Consider the following 1,669-nt stretch of genomic DNA (forward strand, 5'->3'; position numbering starts at 1 on the left):
ATCGAAATTGAATTTTGGCTTAAAAATCTTCAATCCATATATAACAAGCAGCAAGGTAGATACAGAAGCCTGGATGAAATTGGCGTAAACGAGTGCATAAATGCCGTAGTGCCAGAATGCCAGCAGCACAGATACCAAAAAACCGCTTGTCTTTCCAATTACATCCCTGATAGATAACGATTTAAAATTAAGCTCTTTTACCAGGAGTGTTTCGAATTGCTGACCGAAAGGAACAATCAGATAAGTAGCGGATGTCCACCGGATAATGCTTACCAGTTCAGGAGCCCGGTAAAATTCAGCAATGAAAGGTGAGCTGATAAATAGTGTAATGTAAATGGATATACCCGAAAGGATATTAAGCCAGAACAGCGTATTTAATTGGGCCTTTGTGACATCTTTTTTGTGAATAATCGCATTTGAAATTCCCATGTCCATAAATATCTGGGAAAGTCCGATCACAAAAATGGCGATCGCCATCAAACCAAAATCTGCCTTGTCAATAAATCTCGACAGGATGACAATTTGTAACAGCTGCATCAGGGAAGTAGCGACAGCTGACAAAGATGTCCATTTTGCCGCTCCAAATGCTTTTTGTTTCAGTGACATGAAAAATTGTTATTCATAAATATTCCTGACCAGATTCGCATAATCCTGAGCTACTTTCTCCGCTGAGAATGCTTCCGTTAGGATTGCTCTGTTTGTGCTGATTTCCTTTTCAGTCAGCGGGCTCAGTCCGTAGTTCTGAAAATCCTGATTTAAATCAAATACATGAACACCAATTCTTTTGAAAAACTGGAAGGCAGGATTTACTCCGGCCATGTAAATGCGTGCACCAAGCCATAGCATGGCAATGATATTACCCATTGCCTGCTGTCTGTAATGGTAGAAGATGCCAACGCCGCAAGTCAGCAGTATCTCGACATACTCTTGTAAAGGCATAAAGCCTAACAATGGAAACGAGCGTGGACCCCATACTTGATCAGCACTTTTGGTTACCGCCTCTTTGTAGTTGCCTCCCTCCCCGTAGGAAAGCGGAATGTAAACCTTTGTTTCACTCTCCAGCGGCACTTTTTTGAAAAATTGGATAACGTCCAAATGGTTACACTCCACGGAATTTGAATTGCCGATCAGAATGTTTTTACCGGCAATTCTCTTGTCCATAAAAGCGTTGCCTACATATTGATTCAGATCAAAAAAGGCTGCGTTGAAGAACTTACATTTCGTATCGGGATATTTTTCTTTAAACAGCTCATAATCCTCCCGGATGTAGGTTACAAAGTAGTCTACTTCCTTTTGTGTTGCTTCCAATAAGTTCAAGACATTCTTTTTTCCCCGGGCATTGTAGAAAAGAAATCGGAGTGGTTTGTGTTTTTTTATAGTCCAAAGAAGACTTAACCGTGGCTTTTCCTTAGCTAAATAAGAATAGGTTTGCGGTGCGTATAACCCCGGCTGGATTCTCGGCATTTGATAAATATCGTAGCCCCAGACAATCCAATAGATCTTAATTCTTTGTTGCAGTTTTGAAATAGCAGACGCCGTGAGCGCGCTTATGGAATGAGCTATGATGCCCCGGATTGCCGGCGTGGCAGTAACGAAATCATTTAAATTATCGTGTTCGTAAAAATATTCACAGGTAAGCTCTGGCTGACTGATATGCCGGAAAACTCCC

Annotated in this window: 2 protein-coding genes; both read right to left on the reverse strand. The window is 41.3% G+C overall.

The features are described from left to right. Window positions 1–606: oligosaccharide flippase family protein (locus ACTIE6_RS06020; protein ID WP_439555771.1), on the reverse strand; the 606-nt coding region annotated here is incomplete at its 3' end. A 9-nt stretch (window positions 607–615) separates the two neighbouring features. After that, window positions 616–1,669: TDP-N-acetylfucosamine:lipid II N-acetylfucosaminyltransferase (locus ACTIE6_RS06025; protein ID WP_439555772.1), on the reverse strand; the 1,054-nt coding region annotated here is incomplete at its 5' end.

Source organism: Dyadobacter sp., from assembly GCF_051859145.1.
Lineage (GTDB): Bacteria > Bacteroidota > Bacteroidia > Cytophagales > Spirosomataceae > Dyadobacter.